The sequence below is a fragment of the Streptomyces sp. NPDC001668 genome, assembly GCF_042893155.1.
GTDB lineage: Bacteria > Actinomycetota > Actinomycetes > Streptomycetales > Streptomycetaceae > Streptomyces.
Window position 1 is genome coordinate 550,535 of record NZ_JBIAUQ010000004.1, and the last position, 18,358, is coordinate 568,892.

An 18,358-nucleotide genomic window follows, 5' to 3' on the forward strand; every position below is an offset into this window, starting at 1 on the left:
GTCATCGGATGAGTGAAGCGTAGTCGGGGGGCGACCTCTGGGGGAGACCCTGGTCAGGCCCCGGCCGGCCGGGCCTGTGCCTCGCGCCAGCGCGCGGTGTCGCCCTGCGGCTCGTACCGCGTGAGCGGCTGGGTCCGGGTGAGCAGCGCCCGCCCGCCCGCGAGGTCACCCACGAGCCCGTGGGCCCGCGCCTGGACCAGCACGTTCCCCAGGGCCGCCGCCTCGGTCGGCCCCGCCACCACCGGCAGCCCGCAGGCGTCGGCGGTCAGCTGGCACAGCAGGGCGTTGCGCGTCCCGCCCCCGACGACGTACACGACGTCCACGGGGTGGTCTGCCAGCCGCTGCGCCTCCTGGACGGCCTTGCGGTGGGCCAGCGCCAGCGAGTCGAGGATGCACCGGGTGACCTCGGCGGGGGAGGCGGGCACCGGCTGCCCGGAGGCACGGCACGCCTCGGCGATCCGCTCCGGCATCCGGCCCGGCGCGAGGAACATGGCGTCCCCCGCGTCCACGACCGACCGCAGCGCCGGCACCTTGGCCGCGTCCAGGAGCAGCTCGCCCAGATCCGGGTCGCCCCAGGCCCTTACGCACTCCTGGAGCAGCCACAGCCCCATGATGTTCCGCAGATACCGGACCGTGCCGTCGAGCCCCAGCTCGTTGGTGAAGTTGGCGGCCCGGCTCTCCTCCGTCAGCACCGGCGCGTCCAGCTCGAGCCCCGCGAGAGACCAGGTGCCGGTGCAGATGTAGGCGAACCGCTCACCGGACGCGGGCACGGCGGCCACCGCGGAGGCGGTGTCGTGCGACCCGACGGCCGTCACCGGCACGGGCCCGCGCAGTCCGGTCTCCTCCAGCACCTCGGGCCGCAACAGACCCGCCGGATCGCCCGGTTGCCGCAGCGGAGCGAACAACTGAAGGTCGATGCCCAGCCGTTCGGCGATGCCGTGGGCCCACGTCCGCGTCCGGGGATCGATCAGCTGGGTGGTCGAGGCGTTGGTCAGTTCGGTGCCCTGTTCGCCGGTGAGCCAGTAGGTGAGCAGGTCGGGGATCATCAACAACCGCCGCGCACCGCCGAGTCGGTCGGCGACGAGCTGGTACAGCGTGTTGAAGGGCGCGTACTGGAGCCCGGTCGCCGCGTAGAGCTCCGGTGCGGGCACGGTGGCCCACACCTTCTGCGCGATGCCCTCGGTCCGGGAGTCCCGGTAGTGCACCGGGTTGCCCAGCAGGGCCCCGTCGGCGTCCAGCAGTCCGTAGTCCACGGCCCAGCTGTCGATGCCGACGGAGTCGACCTGGCCGGCCGCCTTGAGCCCGTCCAGGACACCGCCGTAGAGGGAGAGGATGTCCCAGCGCAGGCCCTCGGGCACGCGCACCGGCCGGTTGGCGAACCGGTGGGCCTCGGACAGCGCCAGGCTGTCGGGGCCGACGCGGCCGACCATGACACGTCCACTGGACGCGCCGAGGTCGACCGCGGCGTACGACTTCACGGACGCGCTCATCGCAGGAAGGCGGCCGCGACGCCGGCGTCGACGGGGACGTGCAGTCCGGTGGTGTGGGTCAACTCCCCACCGGTCAGCGCGAAGACGGCGTTGGCGACATGCTCGGGGAGCACCTCGCGCTTGAGGATGGTCCGCTGGGCGTAGAACTCGCCCAGCTTCTCCTCCTCCACGCCGTACACGGCGGCCCGCTTGGCGCCCCAGCCCCCGGCGAAGATGCCGGACCCGCGCACCACACCATCGGGGTTGACGCCGTTGACGCGGATGCCGTGCTCACCCAACTCGGCTGCCAGCAGCCGGACTTGGTGGGCCTGGTCGGCCTTGGTGGCGGAGTAGGCGATGTTGTTGGGCCCGGCGAACACGGCGTTCTTGGAAGCGATGTAGACGACGTCGCCGCCCAGCTTCTGCGCGATCATCACCCGGGCCGCCTCCCGCGACACCAGGAAGGAACCGCGCGCCATGATGTCGTGCTGGAGGTCCCAGTCCTTGGCGGAGGTCTCCAGGAGCGGCTTGGAGATGGAGATACCGGCGTTGTTGACGACGAGGTCCACGCCGCCGAAGGCCAGCAGGGCCGCCTTGAAGGCCGAGGCGATCTGCTCCTCGTCCGTCACGTCCACGGTCACGGCGACGGCCTTGTCGGCCCCGCCGAGCTCCTCGGCGACCGCGGCCGCGTTCTCGGTGTTGAGATCGGCGACGACGACACACGCGCCCTCGGCGACCAGCCGCTGCGCGATGGCCTTCCCGATTCCGCTGCCGGCCCCCGTCACGAGCGCGACCCGGGTCGCGAGCGGCTTGGCCTTCGGCATCCGCTGAAGCTTCGCTTCCTCGAGCGCCCAGTACTCGATGCGGAACTTCTCGGACTCCTCGATCGGCGCGTACGACGAGACGGCCTCGGCGCCCCGCATCACGTTGATCGCGTTGACGTAGAACTCACCCGCGACCCGGGCGGTCTGCTTGTCCTTGCCGAAGGAGAACATGCCGACACCCGGGATCAGCACGATCGCCGGGTCGGCGCCGCGCATCGCCGGGGAGTCGGGCAGCGCGTGCCGCTGGTAGTAGGCGGCGTACTCCTCGCGGTACTCGGCGTGCAGCTCGCCGAGCCGCGCGATGGCCTCCTCCAGCGGAGCGGTCGGCGGCAGATCGAGGACGAGCGGCCGCACCTTGGTCCGCAGGAAGTGGTCGGGGCAGGAGGTGCCGAGGGCGGCGAGGCGCGGGTGCTCGGCGCGGGCCAGGAACTCCAGCACCGGCTCCGAGTCGTTGAAGTGCCCCACCTGCGGCTTGTCCTGGGAGGCGATCGCGCGGACGTACGGCGCGAGGGCGGCGGCCCGCTCCCTGCGCTCACTCTCGGACAGGGCGCCGTACCCCTCGACGACGGGCCCGAAGGGCTCGGCCCTGCCGCGCTCCTCCAGGAACTTCTCGGCCGTCCGGATGATGTGCAGCGAGTTCTTCTCGCACTCCTCGGCGGTGTCGCCCCAGGCGGTGATCCCGTGCCCACCCAGCACGACTCCGATCGCCTGCGGGTTGGCCGCCTTGATGGCCGCGATGTCCAGCCCCAGCTGGAACCCGGGCCGCCGCCACGGCACCCAGGCGACGGTGTCCCCGAAGCACTCGGCGGTCAGCTTCTCCCCGTCGGCGGCACAGGCGAGCGCGATCCCGGAGTCGGGGTGCAGATGATCGACATGAGCGGCCTCCACGAGCCCGTGCATGGCGGTGTCGATGGAGGGAGCGGCGCCGCCCTTGCCGTGCAGGCAGTAGTCGAACGCGGCGACCATCTCGTCCTCGCGCTCCACACCCGGGTACACGTCGACGAGCGCCCGCATCCGGTCCAGCCGCAGCACGGCGAGCCCGGCCTCGGTCAGCGTCCCGAGGTCACCCCCGGACCCCTTGACCCACATCAGCTCCACATCACCCCCGGTGACGGGATCGGTGTCGGTGCCCTTGGCGGACGCGTTGCCACCGGCGTAGTTGGTGTTACGGGGATCGGAGCCAAGCCGACGGGAACGGGCGAGGAGAGCGGCGGCTTCGGGATGGGTTGCCATGAACTTCCAGTCCTTACTGAAAAGAGGGTGATTGTTCTTCCCTAGGGGCGCGGGGCCCCATCAATTTGCGGCTACCGCCGCGCGGGCGCGACCAGCCACAACCGGCCCGCACCCCGCATACGACAGATCCCGGCAGACGCTTACGCCCCCCACCCGGCCTGCTCCCCGCCAACCCGCTCAGCCACGATCTTCTCGGCCCACCCGGACCGCTTGTACGCAGCGATCGGGTTCGCGTCCAGCCCCATCTCCTCGCGCACCTCCGCAAGCAGCGGCCGCACATCCGTGTTGTACGCGTCCATCAACACCGCGTTCGCCTCAAGAACGTCGCCGGAAGCCTGCGCATCGGCCAGAGCGACGCGGTCGACCAGCAGCGCCTTGGCTGTCGCCTCCTGCACGTTCATCACCGACCGGATGATCGCCGGAATCTTCGCCTCGATGTTGTGGCACTGGTCGAGCATGAACGCCACGTCGGAGGTGAACCCACCCCCGCGCACCACCTCGTACATGATCCGGAACAGCTGGAAGGGATCAGCCGCCCCCACCATCAGGTCGTCGTCGGCGTAGAAGCGCGAGTTGAAGTCGAACCCGCCGAGCTTCCCCTCCCGCAGCAGCGTGGTCACGATGAACTCGATGTTGGTGCCGGGAGCGTGGTGCCCGGTGTCGACGACGACCTGGGCCTTCTCCCCGAGCTTGAGGCAGTGCGCGTACGCCGTCCCCCAGTCCGGCACGTCCGTCGAGTAGAACGCCGGCTCGAAGAACTTGTACTCAAGGAGCATCCGCTGGCCGTCACCCAGACGGTCGTACACCTCGGCGAGGCCTTCGGCGAGCCGGTCCTGCCGGGCCCGCAGGTCGTCCTGGCCGGGGTAGTTCGTGCCGTCGGCGAACCACAGCTTGAGGTCCGTGGACCCCGTGGCGTCCATGATGTCGACGCACTCCAGCAGGTGATCGAGAGCCTTCCGCCGTACGCCCGCGTCCGGGTGGCAGATGCTGCCCAGCTTGTAGTCGTCGTCCTGGAAGGTGTTGGAGTTGATGGCGCCCAGCCTCACGCCCCGCTCCTCGGCGAACTTCGCCAGCGCGGCGTAGTCCTCGACCTTGTCCCACGGGATGTGCAGGGCGACGGTCGGGGCCACCCCGGTGAACGCGTGCACCTGCGCGGCGTCCTCCAGCTTCTCCTGCGGGGTGCGCGGTACGCCCTGCTGGGCGAACACCTTGAAGCGGGTTCCCGAGTTCCCGTACGCCCACGACGGCGTCTCGACGGCCTGGGTCTTGAGAGCGGCCTTCACCGCGGCGAGCTCGGTCACTTGAGGGCTCCTGTGACGTCGGGTCCAAGGACTTTCGAACAGCTTCACTGTGAAACGATTCAAGACGGGAAAGTATGGCGACCTCGCAGGGGTGTCAACCCCTGCGACCAAGGCTGTTGCCCGTGACCCCGCTGTGACCTGAGTTCATCGAAACTTTTTCGACACGAACCCATTGACGTGACATGCGCTGCATGTCTAACGTCCCGGCAACCAAGTTGAAACCTTTCACGACGCCGTGAGGGCCGTCCCGCCGGCGTCGTCGAGGAGCCTCCAATGACCCACCCGTCCACCACGGGTCCGGCCCCGGTTCTCGCGCTCAGGGACATCTCGAAGTCCTTCGGCGCGGTTCGCGCCCTGCGGGACGTCTCCCTGGAGCTGTTTCCCGGGGAGGTGCACGCCCTCGCCGGCGAGAACGGCGCGGGCAAGTCGACCCTCATCAAGACCCTCGCCGGAGTGCACCGGCCGGACACCGGCCAGGTACTGCTCGACGGTGAGCCGGTCGTCTTCCACGGTCCCGGTGACGCTCGCGACGCGGGCATCGCCGTGATCTACCAGGAGCCCACACTCTTCCCCGACCTGTCGATCGCCGAGAACATCTTCATGGGCCGCCAGCCCCGGCGCGCCCTCGGCCGGATCGACCACAAGGCCACACACACCGCGACCCTGGCCCTGATGCAGCGCCTCGGGGTCGAGCTCGACCCCGACCGCCCGGCGCGCGGCCTGTCCATCGCCGACCAGCAGATCGTGGAGATCGCCAAGGCGCTGTCCTTCGAGGCCCGCGTCCTGATCATGGACGAGCCCACGGCCGCCCTGACCGGCAGCGAGGTGGCCCGCCTCTTCGGCGTCGTCAAGACGCTCCGCGAGCAGGGCGCCGCCGTGCTGTTCATCTCGCACCGCCTGGAGGAGATCTTCCAGATCTGCCAGACGGTCACCACCCTGCGCGACGGCGCCTGGATCTCCAGCGAGCCGATCGAGGGCATGACCGAGGACGACCTGGTCCGCCGCATGGTCGGCCGCGACCTCGACGAGCTCTACCCCAAGCAGGACGTACGCCCCGGCGAGGTCGCGCTCACGGTGAGCCGGCTGACCCGGGAAGGCGTCTTCACCGACGTCTCGTTCGAGGTCAGGCGAGGCGAGATCGTCGGTCTGGCGGGGCTCGTCGGAGCGGGCCGTACCGAAGTCGCCCGGGCCGTGTTCGGCATCGACCGCTGGGACGCCGGCGAGGTCACCGTGGGAGGGAAGGCACTCGTCAACGGCGCGCCCTCCACCGCGATGGCCGCGGGCCTCGCCCTGGTCCCCGAGGACCGGCGGGCCCAGGGCCTCGTGATGGACATGTCCATCGAGCGCAACATCGGCCTCACGGGTCTGCGGACGACCGTCAAGGCAGGGCTCATGGACCGGGGCGCCGAACGCAGCCGCTCCCTCGACTGGGCCGTCAAGCTCCAGGTGAAGTACGCCCGGATCGCCGACACGGTGAACACCCTGTCGGGCGGCAACCAGCAGAAGGTCGTCCTCGCCAAGTGGCTGGCCACCGGCCCCAAGGTGCTCATCGTCGACGAGCCGACCCGCGGCATCGACGTCGGCACCAAGGCCGAGGTGCACCGGCTGCTGAGCGAGCTGGCCGCCGACGGGGTGGCCATCTTGATGATCTCCTCCGACCTGCCCGAGATCCTCGGCATGGCCGACCGCGTGCTCGTGATGCACGAGGGCCGCCTCACCGCCGAGATCCCGCGCTCCGACGCCACCGAGGAAACCGTGATGGCCGCAGCCACCGGGAGGGCCGCCGCATGACGGTGACGACTCCCCACCAGGCCCCCGTGAACGACGTACCCAAGTCCAGCGGCACCCGCCTGGTCGACCGCGTCTTCAAGATGCGCGAGCTCGCCATCCTGGTGGTCTTCCTGGTGATGATCGTCGTCACCCAGATCGGGAACAGCGACTTCCTCACCGAGCAGGGCATCAAGGACCTGCTGCTGAACGCCACGATCCTGGTGCTGGTCGCCACCGGCCAGTCGCTGGTCGTCATCACGAGGAACGTCGACCTCTCGGTCGGCTCCACCCTCGGCATCAGCGCCTTCGCCGCCGGCACCTACCTCCAGGGCGGCGGCAACCCCGTCGTGGCGATCGTCCTCGCGGTCCTGCTCGGCATCGGCTTCGGCCTGCTCAACGGCCTCCTCGTCAGCCTCGGCCAGGTGCCCGCCCTCGTGGTCACCCTGGGCACCCTCTACATCATCCGGGGCATCGACTCCATCTGGGTCGGCTCCCGCCAGATCACCGCGGCCGATCTCCCGGACGGCTTCGTGAACTTCGGCTCCGGCGGTATCTCCGCGGTGCCGTGGCTGGCCCTGATCGCGCTGGCGGTACTCGTCGCCACCGCCTACTACCTCAAGCACTTCGGCAGCGGACGAGAGCTGTACGCGCTCGGCTCCAACCCCGAGGCCGCACGGCTCGCCGGCATTCCGGTGCGCAAGCGGATCCTGGCCGCGTACACCTTCTGCGGCGGCCTCGCAGGACTCGCCGGGGCGATGTACCTGGCCCGGTTCGGCAACGTCGACTCCGGGACCGGCACCGGCTACGAACTGACCGTCGTCAGCGCGGTCGTGGTCGGCGGTGTCGTCTTCACCGGCGGCTCCGGCAGCGTCTACGGCGCGGCCCTCGGCGCCCTGCTGCTGACCTCCATCAACAGCGTGCTGCCCGCCCTCGGCGTCAGCTCGGTCTGGGTGCTCGCCATCAACGGCATCCTGCTCATCCTCGCCATCGCGGTCGACCGGGTCGTCGCGCTGCGCGTGGCCTCCGCCCTGAAGAAGAGGAACGCCCGCCATGCCTGACTCCCTGACGCGCGCAGTCCGCTGGGACACGGTCGTCGGCGCCCTCCTGATCGTGGTCCTGCTGCTGTCCTTCGGCACCGTCGACGGCTTCGGCAACGCGCTGAACCTGTCGTTCCTGATCGGCAACACCCTGCCGATCGCGCTGATCGCCCTGCCGATGACCCTGCTGGTCGTCTCCGGTGAGATCGACCTCTCGGTCGCCTCCACCGCCGGTCTGTCCGGCGCGGTGATGGGCGCCCTGTGGAACCAGGGCCTGACGATCGAGGTGATCATCCCGATCTGCCTGGTCCTCGGCGTGGTGTGCGGGCTGGTCAACGGCCTGCTCGTCACCAGGCTCGGCCTGCCCTCCCTCGCCGTCACCATCGGCACCCTCGCCGCCTACCGGGGCATCGCACAGATCGTGCTCGGCTCCGACGCGGTCACCGACTTCCCCACGCAGTACCTGGACTTCGCGGCCGGGCGGATCGGGGACACGTTCATCCCGCAGGCCTTCCTGCCCTTCCTCGTGCTGTTCGCGATCGCCGTGGTCGTCCTGCACGCCACGCCGTTCGGGCGGTCGGTGTTCGCGACCGGTGCGAGCGAGGAGGCGGCACGGTTCGCCGGCATCCGCGTCAAGCGCCAGAAGCTCATCCTGTTCACGGTGACGGGCCTGATGGCCTCCCTCACCGGCGTCTTCTGGGCCCTGCACTACGCCAGCGCCCGCTACGACAACGCCACAGGGCTCGAACTCTCCGTCGTGGCGGCCGTGTTGCTGGGCGGCATCGACTTCGACGGCGGCAAGGGCACGCTCGGCGGGGCCATCGCGGGAGTCTTCCTCCTCGGCACGCTGCAGAACGTGATGAGCCTCCAGGACGTCTCCGCCCAGTCCCAGATCGTCGTCACCGGCGTTCTCCTCGTCCTCTCCGTGCTGGGCCCCCGGGTCGCACGGCAGATCTCGGTTGCGAGGGCCGGCCGCCGAGCCGCCTCGACACCGGCGTCCAAGGCGCCCACACCGGCCTCCTAGATCCGGGCGCCCAAGGAAACCTCGTATCCGCTCACCCTCGTAAGGAAGATCCGTCATGCGCAAGTCATCCCTCCGCCGTTCCTGCGCGGCCCTCGCCGCCGGAACCTCCCTCGCCCTCGCGCTCACCGCGTGCGGCGGCACCACCAAGAAGGACGTGCAGGACGAGGGCGCCTCGGCGGCCTCCACGGCCAAGGCCGACCCGAACGCGGCCACCAAGAAGGGCCTGACCGTCGGGTTCCTGCCCAAGCAGGTCAACAACCCGTACTTCACCTCCGCGGACAAGGGCGGCGAGAAGGCGCTGACCGAACTGGGCAGCAAGTACAAGGAGGTCGGTCCCTCCAGCGCCACCGACACCGCGGGCCAGGTCTCCTACGTCAACACGCTCACCCAGCAGCAGGTGAACGCGATGGCCGTGTCCGCGCAGGACCCGGGCGCCCTGTGCACCGCCCTCAAGCAGGCCATGTCGAACGACATCAAGGTCGTCACCTACGACTCCGACACCAAGCCGGAGTGCCGCAACGCCTTCGTCTCGCAGGCCTCCGCCGAGGACCTGGGCCGCACCGAGGTGCAGCTGCTCGCCGAGCAGATCGGCTACAAGGGCGAGATCGCGATCCTGTCCGCCGCCCAGACGGCGACGAACCAGAACACCTGGATCGACTTCATGAAGGACGAGCTGAAGGGCGACAAGTACAAGAACATCAAGCTCGTCAAGGTCGCGTACGGCAACGACGACGCCCAGCAGTCCTTCCAGCAGACCCAGGGCCTGCTCCAGCAGTACCCGAACCTGAAGGGGATCATCTCCCCGACCACCGTCGGCATCAAGGCCGCCGCCCAGTACCTCTCCGGCTCCAAGTACAAGGGCAAGGTCAAGCTGACCGGCCTCGGCACCCCCAACGACATGCGCAAGTACGTCAAGAACGGCACCGTCGAGGCGTTCGAGCTGTGGGACCCGGCGAAGCTCGGCGCCCTGGCCGCGCAGACCGCCGTCGCCCTGTCCTCCGGTCAGATCACCGGCAAGGAGGGCGAGACCTTCAAGGCCGGCGGCACCACGTACACCATCGGCAAGGACGGCGTGATCAACCTCGGCAAGCCGACCGTGTTCGACGCCAAGAACATCGACCAGTTCAACTTCTGATCTCCCCCTGAAGGAGCGGTACTTCATGCAGCGCGTCTGTTTCCTCCTCAAGGTCCGTGAGGACCGGATCGCCGAGTACCGCGAACGCCACGCCGCCGTGTGGCCCGAGATGCTCGAAGCGCTCTCGGCCACCGGCTGGCACAACTACTCGCTCTTCCTGCGTGACGACGGCCTGCTCGTCGGCTACCTGGAGACCGAGGACTTCGAGGCCGCCAAGGCCGGTATGGAAGCCACCGCGGTCAACGCCCGCTGGCAGGCCGAGATGGGCGAGTTCTTCGAGTCCCTCGACGGAGCCCGCCCCGACGAGGCGATGAAACCGCTCACCGAGGTGTTCCACCTCGCCTGACCCCTCCCCGCAAGGCCCCCTCAGGACCGCAGGAGCCGCACCATGAAAAGACGCACGCTGCTCGCAGGTGCCATCGTGTCCGCCATGTCCACCTCCGCGCTCACCGGCGGCACCGCCCGCGCCGCCGACCCCGGTCCCTCCGTCACCCGGACCGGCACCACCACGCTCGACGGCCAGGCCGTCTTCTTCGTCTCCTACGACGGCCTCGTCAACAACAACTCGTTCCAGAAGAACGGCCTGTTGACGTACAAGGGCTACCAGTACGCCGTCTGGTACACCGCCGACAAGAACGCCGTCGTCGGCCGCCGTGTCCTCGGCGGCAGCACCTGGTCCACCGTCCAGGTCGGCCACACCCTCAAGACCAGCGACTCCCACAACGTCATCTCCATGGGTGTCTCCAAGGTGGACGGCCGCCTCCACCTCAACATGGACTCGCACAGCGACGGCTTCACCTACGTCAAGTCGGTCGCGGGCCTCATGGACAACCCGGCAGGAGTGAGCTGGACCGCCGCCCGCTTCGGCGCACCCCAGTCCACCCTGGACGGCCTCGCCCTCACGTCGCAGTTCACCTACCCGCAGTTCGTCAGCACCCCCGACGGCAAACTCCAGTTGAGCTACCGCGCCGGGATATCGGGCAACGGCCGCAACGCCCTCGCGGAGTACGACGGTTCGACCTGGACCGACCTCGGCGAGTGGTCCGCCTCCACCGGCACCTACACCAGCGAGCACGGCTCCTCCACGGCCCGCAACATGTACCTGCACGGCATCGACTACGACCGCAACGGCCGGCTGCACTCCTTCTTCACCTGGCGCGAGCAGAACGGCGCCGTGATGTGCAACAGCGGCGGCATCACCAACCACGACACCGGCTACGTCTACTCCGACGACCGCGGCCGCACCTGGCGCAACAACGCAGGCACCGTCGTCGGCACCACCGGCGGCTCCGACAAGGTCGCCGTCACCGACTCCGGCCTGGTGATCGACGCGCTCAACCCGGACCACTCCCTGATGAACCAGGAGAGCCAGTTCACCGACTCCGCCGGCCTGCCGCACGCGATCATCAGTTACGTGCCCGGCCGCTTCGGGCAGTGCACCACGAACTACGTCGCGGACCGCACCGCCAACGGCCGCGCCTTCCACGTCCGCAAGAACTCCTCGGGCACCTGGCAGAAGACCGAGATCCCGGTCGTGCTCGGCTCCAGCCAGCGCACCAAGCTGCTCCTGGACAAGTACGACAACGCCTACGCGGTCTTCCCCTTCGGCCGGATCGCCGCCGCCTCGAAGGCGTCCGGGTACACCGACTGGAAGATCCTCTTCGACGGCAGCGGCCTCAACGCCTTCGGCGAGGTCGTGATCGACGAGATGCGGATCGCCCAGGACAACGTGCTGTCGTTCATGTACCAGGAGAAGTCCAGCGGTACGACCCCTTCGGCGCTCCATGTCGTCGACTTCGCGTTGCCCGCCTGATCGTGACCGGTGTGGGGGCGGCTCGACGATAATGTGAAGGTCGTCCTGCCGCCCCCCTCTCCCTGGAGGTCCCTGCCCGATGGCCCAGTCGGTGGGAATCAAGGACGTCGCCCGCGCCGCCGGAGTCTCCGTCGGCACGGTCTCGAACGTCATCAATCGTCCGGACTCCGTCGCCACCGAGACCCGGGCGCGCGTCCTGTCCGCGATAGACCGGCTCGGCTATGTCCGCAGCGAGTCCGCGCGCCAGCTGCGCGCGGGCCGCAGCCGGATCATGGGCCTGCTCGTGCTCGACATGGGCAACCCCTTCTTCGTCGACGTCGCGCGCGGCGCCGAGCGGGCCGCCCGCGAGGACGGCCTCGGCGTGATGGTCTGCAACAGCGCCCAGAGCGCGAGCGAGGAGGCGGAGTACCTGTCGCTCTTCGCCGAGCAGCGGGTGCGCGGCGTCCTGCTCACCCCGACCGACGCCTCAGGGCGCAGCATCGAGTCCTTCCGCCGCCACGGCATCCCCTTCGTGCTCGTCGACCGGGTCGCCGAGGGCACCACCGAGTGCTCGGTCTCCGTCGACGACGTCGCGGGGGGCGCGCTCGCCGTGCGCCACCTCGTGGACGCCGGGCACCGCTCCATCGCCTACGTCAGCGGACCGCCCGGCCTCAACCAGGTCCGCGACCGCCGCACCGGCGCCCTCAGCGCCCTCGCCGAGGCGGGCCTCGGCCCCGACCACCTGCGCGAGCTGCCCACCGAACGGCTCGACGTGGCCGCCGGCCGGGACGCCGGCGCCCGCCTGCTCGGCCTCGCCGACCGCCCGACCGCCGTGTTCTGCGCCAACGACCTGCTCGCCCTCGGCGTCCTGCAGGCCATGTACGCGGCCGGCATCACGGTCCCCGACGACCTCGCCATCGTCGGCTACGACGACATCGAGTTCGCCGCCGCCGCGGCCGTCCCGCTCACCTCGGTCCGCCAGCCCGCCGTGACCATGGGCGCGCTGGCCGCCGAGCTGCTCCTGGAGGAGACGGAGGCGGAGACCACCGGCAAGCGGCACGAGCACCGCCGGGTGGTGCTCCAGCCCGAACTGGTCGTACGGCGCTCCAGCCTGGCGGCCCGCTGACCCGGGAGTCAGTAAGATTTCATGATCGAAGGGGCCCGGCGGCGGACGAACATGTGCTGAACTGGGACGCGCCCTGAAGAATCCGTCCGTCCCAGGAGCCCTGTTGACCGCGACCTACCGCCAGCCCGGCCTCGTCCTCGCCGACCGCCGCTTCACCGTCCCCCTCGACCACGACGACCCGGCCGGGGAGACGATCGAGCTCTACGCCCGCGAGGCCGTGGCGAGCGACAAGGCGGGCCAGAACCTGCCGTGGCTGGTCTACCTCCAGGGCGGACCCGGCTTCGGGGCGAACCGTTTCGTCGGCAAGGGTGCCTGGTTCGGCCGCGCCCTGAAGGAGTTCCGCGTCCTCCTGCTCGACCAGCGCGGCACCGGCCACTCCAGTCCCGCCAACCGCCAGACGCTTCCGCTGCGCGGCGGCCCCGCAGCACAGGCCGACTACCTGGCCCGCTTCCGCGCCGACTCCATCGTCCGCGACTGCGAGGCGATCCGCGCCCAGGTCACCGGCGGTGCTCCCTGGACCGTCCTCGGCCAGAGCTTCGGCGGCTTCTGCGCGACGACCTATCTGTCCTTCGCCCCCGAGGGTCTCGCCGCCGCCCTCATCACCGGCGGCCTGCCGTCCCTCGACGCCCACGCCGACGACGTCTACCGGGCCGCCCACCCGCGCGTGGAGCGCAAGGTCACCGCGCACTACGCCCGCTACCCGCAGGACGTCGAGCGGGCCCGCCGTATCGCCGACCACCTGCTCACCCACGAGGTGAGGCTGCCGAACGGCTACCGGCTGACCGTCGAGGCCTTCCAGTCCCTCGGCATCCTCCTCGGCGGCAGCGAGGGCAGCCACCGCCTGCACTTCCTCCTGGAGCACGCCTTCGTCCGCACCCCCCAGGGCTCCGAGCTCTCCGACGCCTTCCAGGAAGAGGTCCAGGGCCTCCTCTCGTACGCGTCCCACCCGCTGTACGCCCTCGTCCACGAGGCCATCTACGGCCAGGACGAGCGGCCCACCGCCTGGTCGGCCGAACGGGTGCGCGCCGAGTTCCCGCAGTTCGACGCGGCCAAGTCCCTCGCCGGCGACGAGCCCCTGCTGTTCACGGGGGAGTCCGTCCACCCCTGGATGTTCGACTGCGACCCGGCCCTGCGGCCGCTGCGCGAGACCGCCGAGCTCCTCGCCGCCCGCACCGACTGGCAGCCCCTGTACGACCCGGCCCGCCTCGCCGCCAACGAGGTCCCGGTCGCCGCCGCCGTCTACCACGACGACATGTACGTCGACACGGCCCACTCCCTCGCGACCGCCCGCGCGATCCGCGGCCTGCGCACCTGGGTGACGGACGAGTTCGAACACGACGGCGTCCGTGCGGGCGGCCCCCGGGTGCTGGACCGCTTGCTCGCCCTGGCGCGCGACGAGGCCTGACGTCGGCGGACTCCGCGGGGCCGGTGATCGACAAGCGGGCCGGTGATCGACGACATGCCGCGCGCCTGAATCCGGCATAGGGTTCATTTCGGTCACGCGTCGACGCCGGAGCCGAGAGGACGTCAGCCGATGAGCACACCGTCACCCCACGGACGGTCCCGTGTCGCCGCACTCGCCGTGGCCCTGGCCGCGGCGAGCTCGCTCACCCTGACGGCGTGCGGAGGTGACGACTCCGGCGACTCGTCGACCCCTTCCGCGACACCCACGGCCCCCGACACGGCCTCCTTTTCCGGCAACGCGGCCTCCGCGCTCGAGTCCGTCGAGGCCTCGGTGCGGGCGAAGGCGTCCGAACGGGCCGCGTCCGCCTCGGCGGCCGCCTCCTCGTTCGAGGCCTCCGTCTCCGCCGAGACGGAGCGCGCCAACAAGGCCGCGCGGACCGAACTCGCCAAGGTCGACGGGCAGGGCAACGCGATGTCCCAGGTCACCATGACCGGCAAGCCGCGCTCGGAGACCGGCGGCCTGCTCGCCGTCGTCGTCACCATCACCAACAAGACCGACAAGGCGGCCTCGTACGCCGTCCAGGTCGACTTCCTCGACTCGTCGGGCAAGGTGGTGGAGACCCGGTACGTCGGCGCCGAGGACCTGAAGCCGGGGGAGAAGGCGCAGCCCGTCGCCGTCAGCCGCAAGCCCGCCGAGCCGGTGCTGACGCCCAAGCTGGCGAAGGCGCAACGTTACTGAGCCTCGCCGTGCACATGCGTCCTGCGCGACATGAGCGACGTGCCCCATGACGCCGGCTCAGGCGGCCACGGCCGGTGCACCGAGCGCGCGGTGCGGGGTCACGACCCGTCCGTCCGGGAGGAGTTCACCGGTGTCGTCGAAGACGACGGTGCCGTTGCACAGCAGACTCCAGCCCTGTTCGGGATGGGCCGAGACGATGACCGCGGTGTGGTGGTCGGGGCTGTCGACGGTGGGGCACGGGGGCTGGTGACTGCACATGACGTCTCCTCGATGCGTTCGGCCCTGCCTCGGTCGGCCGCTGTATCTGTGGTAGCCGAGCTTGTTTTCCGTTGTGTGAGGAGACCCCCACATCCCCGGAAACTCGTCGGTGAGTTCCTGCCGGACCGGCCCGTCCACGAGGCCGTTAGGCTGGCCGTGATGCAAGAACAGATGATCGACCTCAGTGGCGACTGCGCGCGGTGCTTCGGCCTGTGCTGTGTCGCCCTGCCCTTCGCCGCCTCCGCCGACTTCGCGCTCGACAAGCCGGCCGGCACACCCTGCCCCAACCTCCGGGACGACCACCGCTGCGGCATCCACGCGAAGCTGCGGGACGAGGGTTTCACCGGGTGCACGGTCTACGACTGCTTCGGCGCCGGGCAGAAGGTCTCGCAGGTCACCTTCGGCGGCCGGGACTGGCGTACCGGGCCCCGTGCGGACGCCCGCCGCATGTTCGACGTCTTCCCGGTCGTACGACAGCTCCACGAACTGCTCTGGTACCTCAACGAGGCGCTCACCCTCCCCGCCGCCCGGCCGGTCCATGACGACCTGCGCCGCCTGCTGGAGCGGACCGAGGCGCTGACCCGGGGTACCGCCGAGGAGCTCACCGCTCTGGACGTCGGCGCTCACCGCCAGGAGGTCAACGTCCTTCTGCTCAGGACCAGTGACCTGGTACGGGCCGGGTTCGGAGGCGGCAGCAAGAAGAAGAACCGCCGGGGCGCCGACCTGATGGGTGCCCGTCTCAAGGGCGCCGACCTGCGCGGTGCCTCGCTCCGCGGCGCCTATCTCATCGCGGCCGACCTCACCGGCGCGGACCTGCGCGGCGCGGATCTGATCGGCGCCGACCTGCGCGACGCCGATCTGACGGACGCGGACCTGACCGGCGCGTTCTTCCTCACCCAGCCCCAGCTGAACGCGGCCAGGGGCAGTGCCGGCACCCGGCTGCCGGGCTCAGTCACCCGCCCGGTGCACTGGGCAGCGTGACTCCGAGGCCGGGAGCGAGTCGGCCTTCGCCGAAGGAGGCGTGGCCGCAGGACCGCCGGTGCGCCGCTCCAGGTGCAGCCGCAGTCCTTCCGGCATCAGCGTCAGCCGTTCGGTCACGCTGAGCCGGTAGCCGGGGTCGGCCCGCAGGCCGTAGCGGCGCAGCAGCAGGCCGAGCACCAGGGTGGCCTCGTGCAGGGCGAACTGGCGCCCGATGCAGGCCCGTGCCCCGGTGCCGAACGGCTTGAACACGTGCGGGGGACGGGCCCGTACGGCCTGGGGGTCGAAGCGGTCCGGGTCGAAGCGTTCGGCGTCGGCGCCCCACACCTCGGGGTCGCGTTGGAGCATCGGTGTGAGCACCAGCGTCCAGGCACCGCGGCGCATCGGATGCCGCCCGGCCAGCACGGTGTCCTCGACGGCCTCCCGGGCGAACGCGGGCGCCGTCGGCCACAGTCGCAGCGACTCGTCGAGCACCCGGCGTACGTACCGCAGCTTCGCCACCTGGTCGTACGCCGGCATGTCGGTGGAGCCCCAGACGCGGTCCACCTCGGCACGCGCGCGTGCCGCGACCTCGGGGTGGCGGGAGAGGTAGTGCAGGGCGAAGGAGAGCGCGCCGGAGGTGGTCTCATGGCCGGCCACCAGGAAGGTGATGACCTGCCGGCGGACGTTCTCGGGGGACAGCCGCTCGCCGGTCTCCGGGTGGGCCGTCTCCAGCATCCGGTCGAGCAGGTCGCCGTTCCCGGCCGCCGCGCGCCGGGCCCTGACCAGGTCGTCGACCATGCGGTTCAGGTACGCGATGTCGTCCGCGTTGCGCTGCGCGGCCCGCCGTAGAAGAGCGGGAAACGGGACGGAGTTGAGGCGCTGCGCGTAGGTCAGGGTGCCCACCATCGCCGTCACGAAAGGGTGCGGCCGGTCCCGTTCGAAGGAGCCGAAGTCATGGCCGAAGCCGGTCCGCGCGATGGTCTCCAGGGTCAGCTTGGTCATGTCCCCCGGCACGTCGACCGACCGGCCCGCCGCCTGCTCCCGGTCCCAGTGGTCCGTCAGCCGGCCGGCCACGGCCAGCATCATCGGGTGGTAGGCCGCCATCGCCTCGCGGCTGAAGCCCGGAGCCAGCACGTCGTGGGCCAGCTGCCAGTTCGGCTCGTGGTTGTACGCGGTGAACAGCCCGTCGCCGGCGACCGGCCGCAGGTTGGCCACCCCGAGGCCCACGTGCTTGGCGAACCGGGACTCGTCCGCCAGGTCCGCCACCAGGTCGGCGCCCCAGGTGAACACGAACTCGCGGTTGAAGGCCCTGCGCCGGTAGATCGGCCCCAACCGGCGTGCGAAGCGCAGGGAGTCCTGGAGCGGGGTGGCCCGGTTGACGCCCAGCACGTCGCCGAGGAGGGGGAGCCGGCGGGGCGGGTGCGGGATGCGGTGCAGCTCCGGCCAGCCCAGCTCGGCACTGCGGAAACCCGTCGGCCGCGCGCCCCGTGTCGTCGTCTCCGCCATGACGAGATCTCCCTTGATCCAGCGGCAGTTGAGAGTGTTGTACGTGGGTTCAACAGCGCGCCTCAGTCTGGTCCCGTTGTTGAACCGGCGTCAAGTAAAGTGCGGGCATGGCCGGGAAGGGCGAGCGCACGCGTCGCAGGCTCAGCACCGAGGAGCGCCGGGAGCAGCTCCTGTCGGTGGGGGCGAGGCTGTTCTCGGAGAGCCCGTACGACGACGTGTGGATCGAGCAGGTCGCCGAGATCGCCGGCGTCTCGCGCGGGCTGCTCTACCACTACTTCCCGACGAAGCGGGACTTCTTCGCGGCGGTCGTCGAGCGCGAGAGCGAGCGGATGCTGGCCATGACCGCAGCGGTGCCCGGCACCCCGGTGCGCGAGCAGCTCCCGGCGGGCCTTGACGCCTATCTGGAGTACGTCCGGGCGCACGCGCACGGGTACCGCGCCTTCCACCGCGCGGACGCCGCCGGGGACCAGACCGTCCGCAGGGTCTACCAGCGGGCGCTGGCCGCGCAGGAGCGGCAGATCCTGGCGGCGCTGGCCGCGGATCCGGAGTTCGGCGCACAGGTGCGGGAGCGCGCCGACCTTGCGCTGGCCGTCCGCGGCTGGCTGGCCTTCACCACGGCCGTCTGCCTGGAGTGGCTGAGAGGCTCGGACCTGTCCCGGGAACAGGTGCGCGACCTGTGCGCCCGGGCGCTGCTCGGCGTCCTCGGGCCCTGACCGGATCCACGCCACGGTCCCTCCTTCCGAGGTTGGCTTCACCACCGATCTTCGGTAGGTTAGGCAA

At 70.4% G+C, this 18,358-nt stretch carries 16 protein-coding genes; 11 read left to right on the plus strand and 5 right to left on the minus strand.

The genetic code is table 11. From position 1 onward, the window contains the following. Positions 1–53: 53 nt before the first annotated feature. The 3 genes from ACFYZ8_RS15805 to rhaI all read right to left on the minus strand — a co-directional run bounded on the left by ACFYZ8_RS15805 (position 54) and on the right by rhaI (position 4,827). On the minus strand, positions 54–1,490 hold the full coding sequence (locus ACFYZ8_RS15805) for a rhamnulokinase family protein (protein ID WP_388532972.1): 1,437 nt from the start codon (positions 1,488–1,490) through the stop codon (positions 54–56). Next, positions 1,487–3,526 (minus strand): bifunctional aldolase/short-chain dehydrogenase, encoded by a 2,040-nt coding sequence (locus ACFYZ8_RS15810; RefSeq protein ID WP_388532975.1) that lies wholly within the window; start codon positions 3,524–3,526, stop codon positions 1,487–1,489. Before ACFYZ8_RS15810 ends, ACFYZ8_RS15805 begins: the two co-directional genes overlap by 4 nt. A 140-nt stretch (positions 3,527–3,666) precedes the next feature. Next, a complete protein-coding gene (rhaI, locus tag ACFYZ8_RS15815) occupies positions 3,667–4,827 on the minus strand; it encodes an L-rhamnose isomerase (protein ID WP_359029340.1) in 1,161 nt (386 codons plus the stop codon). 273 nt (positions 4,828–5,100) lie between these two features. Between rhaI and ACFYZ8_RS15820 the strand changes: the two genes are divergently transcribed. The 9 genes from ACFYZ8_RS15820 (at position 5,101) to ACFYZ8_RS15860 (ending at position 14,854) form a co-directional block, all read left to right on the plus strand. After that, complete coding sequence (locus tag ACFYZ8_RS15820; RefSeq protein WP_359029339.1) at positions 5,101–6,618, plus strand: sugar ABC transporter ATP-binding protein; 1,518 nt, start codon at positions 5,101–5,103, stop codon at positions 6,616–6,618. Further along, on the plus strand, positions 6,615–7,655 hold the full coding sequence (locus tag ACFYZ8_RS15825; RefSeq protein ID WP_359029338.1) for an ABC transporter permease: 1,041 nt from the start codon (positions 6,615–6,617) through the stop codon (positions 7,653–7,655). The genes ACFYZ8_RS15820 and ACFYZ8_RS15825 overlap by 4 nt, the downstream gene beginning before the upstream one ends. Next, the gene (locus ACFYZ8_RS15830; protein ID WP_388532978.1) at positions 7,648–8,658 is read left to right on the plus strand and encodes an ABC transporter permease; all 1,011 of its coding nucleotides are present in this window, start codon (positions 7,648–7,650) and stop codon (positions 8,656–8,658) included. Before ACFYZ8_RS15825 ends, ACFYZ8_RS15830 begins: the two co-directional genes overlap by 8 nt. A 55-nt stretch (positions 8,659–8,713) precedes the next feature. Beyond that, positions 8,714–9,793, plus strand: a complete 1,080-nt coding sequence (gene rhaS, locus ACFYZ8_RS15835; RefSeq protein ID WP_359029336.1) for a rhamnose ABC transporter substrate-binding protein — start codon at positions 8,714–8,716, stop codon at positions 9,791–9,793. Positions 9,794–9,818: 25 nt separating this feature from the next. Continuing rightward, positions 9,819–10,139, plus strand: coding sequence for an L-rhamnose mutarotase (locus ACFYZ8_RS15840; RefSeq protein ID WP_359029335.1), 321 nt, complete (start codon positions 9,819–9,821; stop codon positions 10,137–10,139). A 42-nt stretch (positions 10,140–10,181) separates the two neighbouring features. Further along, entirely contained in the window at positions 10,182–11,606 is a 1,425-nt protein-coding gene (locus ACFYZ8_RS15845; RefSeq protein ID WP_388532982.1) for a BNR repeat-containing protein, read from the plus strand. A 79-nt stretch (positions 11,607–11,685) separates the two neighbouring features. Continuing rightward, positions 11,686–12,711: a LacI family DNA-binding transcriptional regulator gene (locus tag ACFYZ8_RS15850; RefSeq protein WP_388532984.1), complete on the plus strand. Its 1,026-nt coding sequence runs from the start codon at positions 11,686–11,688 to the stop codon at positions 12,709–12,711. Positions 12,712–12,814: 103 nt separating this feature from the next. After that, the gene (locus ACFYZ8_RS15855) at positions 12,815–14,116 is read left to right on the plus strand and encodes an alpha/beta fold hydrolase (protein WP_388532986.1); all 1,302 of its coding nucleotides are present in this window, start codon (positions 12,815–12,817) and stop codon (positions 14,114–14,116) included. A 129-nt stretch (positions 14,117–14,245) separates the two neighbouring features. After that, on the plus strand, positions 14,246–14,854 hold the full coding sequence (locus ACFYZ8_RS15860) for an FxLYD domain-containing protein (RefSeq protein WP_388532988.1): 609 nt from the start codon (positions 14,246–14,248) through the stop codon (positions 14,852–14,854). 57 nt (positions 14,855–14,911) lie between these two features. Here ACFYZ8_RS15860 and ACFYZ8_RS15865 read toward each other — a convergent pair whose 3' ends face one another. Beyond that, on the minus strand, positions 14,912–15,112 hold the full coding sequence (locus tag ACFYZ8_RS15865) for a DUF5999 family protein (protein WP_359029330.1): 201 nt from the start codon (positions 15,110–15,112) through the stop codon (positions 14,912–14,914). Between the two features lie 171 nt (positions 15,113–15,283). On the opposite strand from ACFYZ8_RS15865, the gene ACFYZ8_RS15870 reads away from it, so the two are divergent. Then, positions 15,284–16,093: a pentapeptide repeat-containing protein gene (locus tag ACFYZ8_RS15870; RefSeq protein ID WP_388533762.1), complete on the plus strand. Its 810-nt coding sequence runs from the start codon at positions 15,284–15,286 to the stop codon at positions 16,091–16,093. On the opposite strand, the gene ACFYZ8_RS15875 is transcribed toward ACFYZ8_RS15870, so the two are convergent. Then, positions 16,061–17,578 carry a cytochrome P450 gene (locus ACFYZ8_RS15875; protein WP_388532990.1) on the minus strand — a complete coding sequence of 506 codons (1,518 nt, stop codon included), beginning with the start codon at positions 17,576–17,578 and terminating at the stop codon, positions 16,061–16,063. The genes ACFYZ8_RS15870 and ACFYZ8_RS15875 overlap by 33 nt on opposite strands. A gap of 107 nt (positions 17,579–17,685) precedes the next feature. On the opposite strand from ACFYZ8_RS15875, the gene ACFYZ8_RS15880 reads away from it, so the two are divergent. Further along, positions 17,686–18,291, plus strand: a complete 606-nt coding sequence (locus tag ACFYZ8_RS15880) for a TetR/AcrR family transcriptional regulator (protein WP_388532992.1) — start codon at positions 17,686–17,688, stop codon at positions 18,289–18,291. Positions 18,292–18,358 lie beyond the last annotated feature (67 nt).

Excerpts from the sequence above, each read along its gene's own strand:
- ACFYZ8_RS15805 (WP_388532972.1), bottom strand. The coding sequence starts at position 1,490 with ATGAGCGCGTCCGTGAAGTCGTACGCCGCGGTCGACCTCGGCGCGTCC.
- ACFYZ8_RS15810 (WP_388532975.1), bottom strand. The coding sequence starts at position 3,526 with ATGGCAACCCATCCCGAAGCCGCCGCTCTCCTCGCCCGTTCCCGTCGG.
- ACFYZ8_RS15820 (WP_359029339.1), top strand. The coding sequence starts at position 5,101 with ATGACCCACCCGTCCACCACGGGTCCGGCCCCGGTTCTCGCGCTCAGG.
- ACFYZ8_RS15825 (WP_359029338.1), top strand. The coding sequence starts at position 6,615 with ATGACGGTGACGACTCCCCACCAGGCCCCCGTGAACGACGTACCCAAG.
- ACFYZ8_RS15830 (WP_388532978.1), top strand. The coding sequence starts at position 7,648 with ATGCCTGACTCCCTGACGCGCGCAGTCCGCTGGGACACGGTCGTCGGC.
- rhaS (WP_359029336.1), top strand. The coding sequence starts at position 8,714 with ATGCGCAAGTCATCCCTCCGCCGTTCCTGCGCGGCCCTCGCCGCCGGA.
- ACFYZ8_RS15840 (WP_359029335.1), top strand. The coding sequence starts at position 9,819 with ATGCAGCGCGTCTGTTTCCTCCTCAAGGTCCGTGAGGACCGGATCGCC.
- ACFYZ8_RS15845 (WP_388532982.1), top strand. The coding sequence starts at position 10,182 with ATGAAAAGACGCACGCTGCTCGCAGGTGCCATCGTGTCCGCCATGTCC.
- ACFYZ8_RS15850 (WP_388532984.1), top strand. The coding sequence starts at position 11,686 with ATGGCCCAGTCGGTGGGAATCAAGGACGTCGCCCGCGCCGCCGGAGTC.
- ACFYZ8_RS15860 (WP_388532988.1), top strand. The coding sequence starts at position 14,246 with ATGAGCACACCGTCACCCCACGGACGGTCCCGTGTCGCCGCACTCGCC.
- ACFYZ8_RS15865 (WP_359029330.1), bottom strand. The coding sequence starts at position 15,112 with ATGTGCAGTCACCAGCCCCCGTGCCCCACCGTCGACAGCCCCGACCAC.
- ACFYZ8_RS15870 (WP_388533762.1), top strand. The coding sequence starts at position 15,284 with ATGATCGACCTCAGTGGCGACTGCGCGCGGTGCTTCGGCCTGTGCTGT.
- ACFYZ8_RS15875 (WP_388532990.1), bottom strand. The coding sequence starts at position 17,578 with ATGGCGGAGACGACGACACGGGGCGCGCGGCCGACGGGTTTCCGCAGT.
- ACFYZ8_RS15880 (WP_388532992.1), top strand. The coding sequence starts at position 17,686 with ATGGCCGGGAAGGGCGAGCGCACGCGTCGCAGGCTCAGCACCGAGGAG.